The organism is Parvibaculum sp. (assembly GCF_030651915.1).
Lineage (GTDB): Bacteria > Pseudomonadota > Alphaproteobacteria > Parvibaculales > Parvibaculaceae > Parvibaculum.
Genome location: NZ_JAUSBV010000002.1, coordinates 643,735 through 649,873, shown reverse-complemented (window position 1 = coordinate 649,873; position 6,139 = coordinate 643,735). Strand labels below are relative to the sequence as shown.

7 protein-coding genes are annotated in these 6,139 nt (G+C 69.3%); all 7 read right to left on the bottom strand.

Translation table 11 applies throughout. The annotated features are described in order from the left end of the window. Window positions 1-2,851: phage tail tape measure protein (locus Q7V31_RS03790; protein ID WP_304732486.1), on the bottom strand; the 2,851-nt coding region annotated here is incomplete at its 3' end. A gap of 12 nt (window positions 2,852-2,863) precedes the next feature. Continuing rightward, window positions 2,864-3,133, bottom strand: a complete 270-nt coding sequence (locus Q7V31_RS03785) for a DUF1799 domain-containing protein (protein ID WP_304732485.1) — start codon at window positions 3,131-3,133, stop codon at window positions 2,864-2,866. Window positions 3,134-3,315: 182 nt separating this feature from the next. Further along, complete coding sequence (locus Q7V31_RS03780) at window positions 3,316-3,717, bottom strand: hypothetical protein (RefSeq protein ID WP_304732484.1); 402 nt, start codon at window positions 3,715-3,717, stop codon at window positions 3,316-3,318. A gap of 155 nt (window positions 3,718-3,872) precedes the next feature. Continuing rightward, entirely contained in the window at window positions 3,873-4,832 is a 960-nt protein-coding gene (locus Q7V31_RS03775) for a hypothetical protein (RefSeq protein ID WP_304732483.1), read from the bottom strand. Between the two features lie 12 nt (window positions 4,833-4,844). Then, entirely contained in the window at window positions 4,845-5,114 is a 270-nt protein-coding gene (locus Q7V31_RS03770; RefSeq protein ID WP_304732482.1) for a hypothetical protein, read from the bottom strand. 12 nt (window positions 5,115-5,126) lie between these two features. Continuing rightward, a complete protein-coding gene (locus tag Q7V31_RS03765) occupies window positions 5,127-5,621 on the bottom strand; it encodes a hypothetical protein (protein WP_304732481.1) in 495 nt (164 codons plus the stop codon). Further along, the gene (locus tag Q7V31_RS03760) at window positions 5,618-6,136 is read right to left on the bottom strand and encodes a phage virion morphogenesis protein (RefSeq protein WP_304732480.1); all 519 of its coding nucleotides are present in this window, start codon (window positions 6,134-6,136) and stop codon (window positions 5,618-5,620) included. The genes Q7V31_RS03765 and Q7V31_RS03760 overlap by 4 nt, the downstream gene beginning before the upstream one ends. Window positions 6,137-6,139 lie beyond the last annotated feature (3 nt).

Genomic DNA, 6,139 nt, shown 5'->3' with positions numbered 1-6,139 from the left:
CCGCGCCGCCCGCCGCCCCGCCCGCCGCGCCGGCCGCGCCGGGCCCGATCGCCGTCCAGGCATGGAGCGCGGCATTCGACGCCGCGCCGGCCGACGCACCGCCGATGCCGAGCCAGCCGCCGATCGTCGAGAGAATGTCGTTGCCGAAATTCGAAATGCCGCCGAGCAGGCTCGACATGTTGCCGAGGCCGCCGGCCGCGCTGCCGGTCGACATGCCGTGTTGGCCGAGCACCTGCGCGATCTGTTGCGGCCCGAGCCCCATCGCGCCGCCGAGACCCTGCATCATCGGGATGAGGATCGGCTTTGCCAGCGCCTGGAAGGCCAGCTCGGCCAGCATGTCGAGGAAGCCTTCCTTGAAACCTTCCATCAGCCGGTCGAAGCCGCCGCCGCTTTCGCGGAAGGCTTCCTTGAAGGCGTCCTTGAAGCCCGTTTCCATGTTGCCGACGACGGACGAAAACACGTCCTCCCAGCGCCGCAGCTCGCGCTGATGCGCCTCGACGGCGCGCAGCTGCGCCTGTTGCGCCTCGACGGCGGCGCGGGCCTCGGCCTCCGACACCGTCACGCCCTCGCGCTTGGCCTTGAGCAGCAGCTCGCGCGTCTTCAGCTCGATCTGCCGCATATCCTCCGACATGGCGGCGAGGCGGACCTCCTCGGCCATCGCGCGCCGCTCTTCCTCCATGAAGCGGATGCCGCCGGCCTTGGCCTCGGCGCGCATCCGCTCGGCGACCGCCAGCCCGAGCGTGCGATCGGTGAGGTTGGCCTGCGCTTCCGCCCACTTCTCGATCTCCTCGGCCGGCCGCTTGGCCAGCACCTGCCCCAGCGCCTCGTCGAGACCTTTCTGCAGCCGCGCATGTTCGGCGGTCGACGGGATCAAACCGGACTTCAACGCCTGGTCGAGCACGCCGACCGCCGTGCGGTAATCGCGGATCGCCGCGCCGACCGGATCGGCCGCCTTCAGCACCGCGTCGAGCGAGGTCTTGAGATCGTCGAGCGAACCGCCGAGCCCGCCACCGCCCGAGCTGCTGCCGGGGTTTGCGATCTCCTCGCGCAGTTTTGCGATCGCCTCCTGCAACTTCTCGACATCGCCGCGTGCGACATCGAGCTCGCCGCCCGCCAGGTTGATCGCCTCGCGCTTTCCGTCGATGTCCTTCTGGATCGAACGCTGGCGCACATCGCCACTGTTGCCGCCATAGGCGAGCTCGCGGGCGAGACGCGCCTCCGCCTGCTTCAGCTCGGCTTCGGCCGCGAGCAACGCGGTGCGCGCCAGCTCTTCGTTGGCGCGTGCATCGGCGAGCTTCGCCTCGGCCGCCTCGATTGTCTTGGGCGTTCCCCGCGCGATCTCGTCGTTGAGATTGTAGAGGCGTTGCCGCGCCCGCTCCGCCGCCTCGGCCGCCGCATCGGTGCTGTTGCCGAGCAGCACATAGGCGACGCCGGCGGCCGCGATCGCTGCGCCGATCGGCCCGCCGAAAAACGCCATCGCGCCGGCCAGCGCCCGCGTCGAGATCGTCGCGGCGAAGGCGGCGGCCGAATAGGTGTTGGTCGCCAGCGCCATCGACAGCAGGCCGGCGGCGGCCGGGCCTGTGGCCGCGGCGATGGCGCGGAACAACGCCGCGCCGCCGGCGGTACCTGCCAGCACCGCGAAGACCTGCACGACATCGAGCCCGACACGCTTGATGTCTTCGAGGTTCTCGACAAAAAGCTCTGCCGCCGGCGAAAGGTTCTGGTCGACGGCCTTGCCGGCTTCGAGCGCGATATCGGCCAGCGCGCGCCCCAATTGCGCGACCGCCCATCCGGCCTCGTCCGTCACGATCTTGACGGCCTTGGCCGTCTCCCCGGCCTTGCTCCCCATCTGGCCGAGCGTGTTGTTGTAGTCTTCGGCCGCGCTGCCGGCCATCGCCAGCACCGGCCCGAGCGCCTGGATGCGGCCGAACAGCACCGAGAGATGTTCGTCGGCGCCGCCGGTCTTCTCGACCACGTCGGCAAGGAAGCCGGTGAAGCCCTTGGCGCGCAGCGCGGCGGTCGAGAATTCGAGGCCGAGCTCGGCGGCGAGCTTCTTGGCCTGCTCGGAAGGTTTCAGCACCGCGGCCAGGATCGCGCGCAGGCCGTCCATGGCCGAACCGGTATCGATGCCGCCCTTGGTCAGCGCCGCCGTCGCCGACAGCAGCTCTTCCAGCGTCGTGCCGGTCTGCACCGCGATCGGCGCCACCGCGCCGATCGACGAGGCGAGCTCGGCGACCGTCGTCTTGCCGGCACGCATCGCGACGAAGAAGGCGTCCGACACATCGGCCGCCGAGCCCGCAGCGCCGCGATAGGCATTCAGGACCGAGGTCAGCCCGTCGGCCGCGACCGCGACGCTGGTCACGCCGCCGACCGCGAGCTGGTTGGCCTGGTGCAGCAGCTTGACCGCTTCCTCGGACGAGGACGCGCCGGCGGAAATGATGTCGTAGAGCGCCTTGGCTTCGGCCTTGGGCGACTGGTTGTACTGGATCGCCAGCTTGCGCACTTCCGCCGACAGCGGCGCGAGATCGCGCTTGGCGAAATCGGCGAGCGTTGCGACCTCGGCCATCGAGGCGGCGAATTCGCGCGCGTCGGCCGCCGCTCGCTTCAGCCCCATCGCGAGGACGGCCGGGCCGACATAGCGCAGCACGGTCGTCAACGCGGTGGTTTCGAGATAGGAGCGATTGAGGCCGCCGGCAAAGCCGCGCGCATCGCGTTCGCCCACGCGCATCGCCGCGCCGGCCTCGCCGGTCGCGCCGCGCACTTCGCGCAGCTTGCCGCTGGTCCGGTCGAACGCGACCTCGGCGGCGCGGCCGTCGACGGTCAGGCGGAAGCGAACGACTTGCTCGGTCATGTCAAGCCTGCCTCATCGCCGGCGCGCGCTGCCCTTCGCCCATTCGCGCGCGCGGGCGGCGCTTTCGATGCGGATGGTTTCGTCTTCCATGACCCGGAGCCCGGCCACAAGCTCGACATTCCACGCGATCCCGAGCCCGCGCGCCGCGGCCTCGGCGCCGGCATAGTCGATGCCGGTGCGGACGATCGCCGCGCGCTCCATTGTCGAGAGCGCGACGGAACGCCATTGCGTGCCGGTTCCGAGAAAGAGCGTAACGGCCGGCTCGTTCTCGCGATCGAGCACGACGACAAGGTCTTCATCGTCGGCCGCATCGACGGGCGGCGCGACCAGGGCGAGCGTGGCTGCCGGCGCCTTGAGCGCGCGGAGCTGCGCGACGAGATCGCGCCGCCCGCTGCGCGATACCGGAGGGGGGCCGCCCGTTTCGCCGTCGATGCGTCCTGTCGCCAGCGCACGCGCGGCCTCCCTCAGTTTTTTTCGGATTTACCGGCAAGCGCGCTTGCATAGGCGCGGATCAGGGCGTTGCTGCAGTCCTGCCAGGCGAGCATCATGTCGCGATGCGCTTCGCTGAACGGCACCTCGGCGGGCTCGGCGTCTTTCTCGGTCGCCAGCTCGACGCCCGACCAGTTGACCAGCACCTCGCGCAGGCCCGCCTTGTTTTTGACCGCATCGGTGAAGCGGCCGAACATGCCGCCGCCGAAAAGCTTGTCGACTTCCTCGTCGGGCAGCAGCTTGAAATGCGCCGTGAAGCCGACCTCGACATCGCCGCCATCCTCGTCGGGGATCATCCAGCGCACCGGCCACTTGATGCGATGCTCCTTCGCCGGATCGCGAAGGACGAATTTGATCTTCCGCTTGTCGTTGCTCATTTTCTCACCTTCGTTCGTTTGGCCCTCGCTCCGGACTTCGGCGCTTGCGCGCCTGCGCTCGCTCGCTCGGGCCTGTTACCTGGACGCGCCGCTGCACGCCCAAACTCGAAACAGGCACAAGGTCGCGAGCGCAGTCCGCGACCGAGCGCCCGCTATCAAATGAACTTCCACACCCCGTCGTCGTCGCCGGCCGGACTTGAGGTGTGCAGCAGTTCGAGCTGCAGCGTCCGCTCGCCCTGGTGCTCGCCAAAGGCAACGCCGACGATCTGCGTCAGTGCGCCCTCGAAGCTCCATTGCTTGCCGGCGGCCGAGCCGTGCAGCAGCGTGAAGGGTGCCAGCGTCATCGCCTCCTTCATCGCGAAGGGATCGAAGCCGTCGAGCCGCGGCGCCATCACTTCGAGCCGCGAGCGAAGATTGCGGTTGCCGGCGATCACGACTTCCTTCTGGCCGGGCAGGTCGCGGAAGGCGACGTTCTGCGGCGGCTGCAACTGCCAGTTCCGCAGCACGAAGTCGGCATCGCCGATCGACACTTCCTGCGTGGTGTCGGCCTCGGCGAGCTCGGGCAGCTTGAAGCCCGAATAATCGGCATCCTCGATCATCGCGACGTCTTCGGGCAGGGTCAGCAGCGCCATGCCGTTGAAGGTGAAGTAGGGAATGCCGCCGCCCTCGAACTCCATGCCGATAGCGCCGCGCATGCCGAGCAGGCGGAACAGCACGCCGTCGTAATTGGCATAGAGCGACGCCGACGACAGCAGCCGCGAGACATATTCGTAATGAACCTCGACCGGGTCTTCCTCGATATCCTCGACGATCGTCTCGGCCATCTGCGAGCAGAGCAGGATCGAGCTGAAGGCCGGCGGCACGCCGATCGTGCCGGAGGGCGCGGCTTCCACTTTCAGGGAGCAGGCCATGTGGCGTCCGGCAAACATCGAGGGGCTGGCGCCCTGGCCCGGCCGGTCGAGCATGCGCTGCACTTCCGAGCCCTCGATCGGGCTGCACATGAAGTCGCGGGTCAGCAGCGCGTCGGCACCGGCCGGCTCGGCGTCGTCGGCGTATTCGTCTTCTTCGCTGACCACCACGACCAGTTCGTCTTTTTTCAGAAAGTCGAGCGACATCGGATCGCCTCCTTATTTGCTGTTGCTGTCGTCGCCGCCATCGGCCGGCGGACGCGGGGTGAGTGCCGCGCCGCCGGCCGGCTCTTTCGCCGGGCCTGCGGCTGCCGCGGCGGCGGAGGGATTGCGCGGGCGCCTGGCGCGGCGCGCGGCCTGGCGCTCCGCCTCGCGTTCGGCGTCGCGCTTTGCGCGCGGCTGGCGGGCCGCGGGCTTTGTCGGTTCCTTGACGCGGCGCGTCTTGCCGGTCTTGAGGCTCTGCACGTAGTGTCCGCCTTCGCGTTTCATGGTCGCGCTCCTTCAGGGTGTCGGTGGGGTGGGGACAAGGTTCGAAATGTGGTGCCGGTGCTTGAAGCGGATTTCCCAGGTCAGCGCCTGGCGCTGCGCGTCGAAATGCGCCAGCCGTTCGGCGACCGGTTCGATCAGCGAGCCGCCGTCCGGATGCCGCCAGCCGGTCAGCGCCGCAAGCGCGCCCTCGCACACGGTCTTGAACAGCGGCATCGCGCTGCGGCCTTCGGGCCCGGCGCCGGTAAAGATCAGCATCACGGAAAAGAAGTGCGTGCGCTCTTGGCGCAGCGCCCGGCCGGCCACGACGTTGGGCCCATAGGTCGCGGCTGCCGGCGCGATCAGCGCCGCCGGCGTCGCGCGGATACGGTCGAGCGAGCCCTGCCAGTCGAAGACATCGGCGCAATGGACGAGCTCGGGCACGCAGGCGTCGAGCCGCGCCGCGATCGGCGCGAGGCCGGGTAGCGATATCCCGGGCAGGACGATCGGTTCTTCCTCGTGCTCGCTCATTGCGGCGCCCCGCGGGCTTGCCCGAAGGCGTCGGTGACAAACGCCGACAGCGCCGCGATACTGTCTTGCGCGTCTTCCTCGTCGAACCCCATGAAGGGCCGCGCCGGGATGGTGACGCTGCGCACCTGGGCGAAGCCGCCGCCGGGCAGGCTGAACTTCATGTAGCCGCCGCCCTTCGCCTCGATCGTCGCGCCGTCCTGGTGCACGCCGGCATAGGCGACATCGGTTCCCCAGGCGACGTCCTGCGGCCCGGCCTCGAACGTGATGCTGCCATAGAGCCGCGCGCTGTCGACCAGCGTCAGACCGCCTTCCTCTGCCGCGCGCATCGAGACCGGCCAGGGCACGCCGTCAGGGCCGATGCCGGTGTCGAAGCGCCGCTGCGTCGAGGTCACGCGGCCGAGCCCGATATCTTCCATCGCCGGCGTCATGTCGCGCGAGGCAAGCGCCATCGCTTCGAGGCCGGCCAGCGCGGCGGCGTCCTCGAGCGTCAGCGACATTTTCAGGCCCGTTTCCATGGC

Coding starts and splice junctions, on each gene's coding strand:
- Q7V31_RS03780 (WP_304732484.1), bottom strand. CDS start 3,717: ATGAGCAACGACAAGCGGAAGATCAAATTCGTCCTTCGCGATCCGGCG.
- Q7V31_RS03775 (WP_304732483.1), bottom strand. CDS start 4,832: ATGTCGCTCGACTTTCTGAAAAAAGACGAACTGGTCGTGGTGGTCAGC.
- Q7V31_RS03770 (WP_304732482.1), bottom strand. CDS start 5,114: ATGAAACGCGAAGGCGGACACTACGTGCAGAGCCTCAAGACCGGCAAG.
- Q7V31_RS03765 (WP_304732481.1), bottom strand. CDS start 5,621: ATGAGCGAGCACGAGGAAGAACCGATCGTCCTGCCCGGGATATCGCTA.
- Q7V31_RS03760 (WP_304732480.1), bottom strand. CDS start 6,136: ATGGAAACGGGCCTGAAAATGTCGCTGACGCTCGAGGACGCCGCCGCG.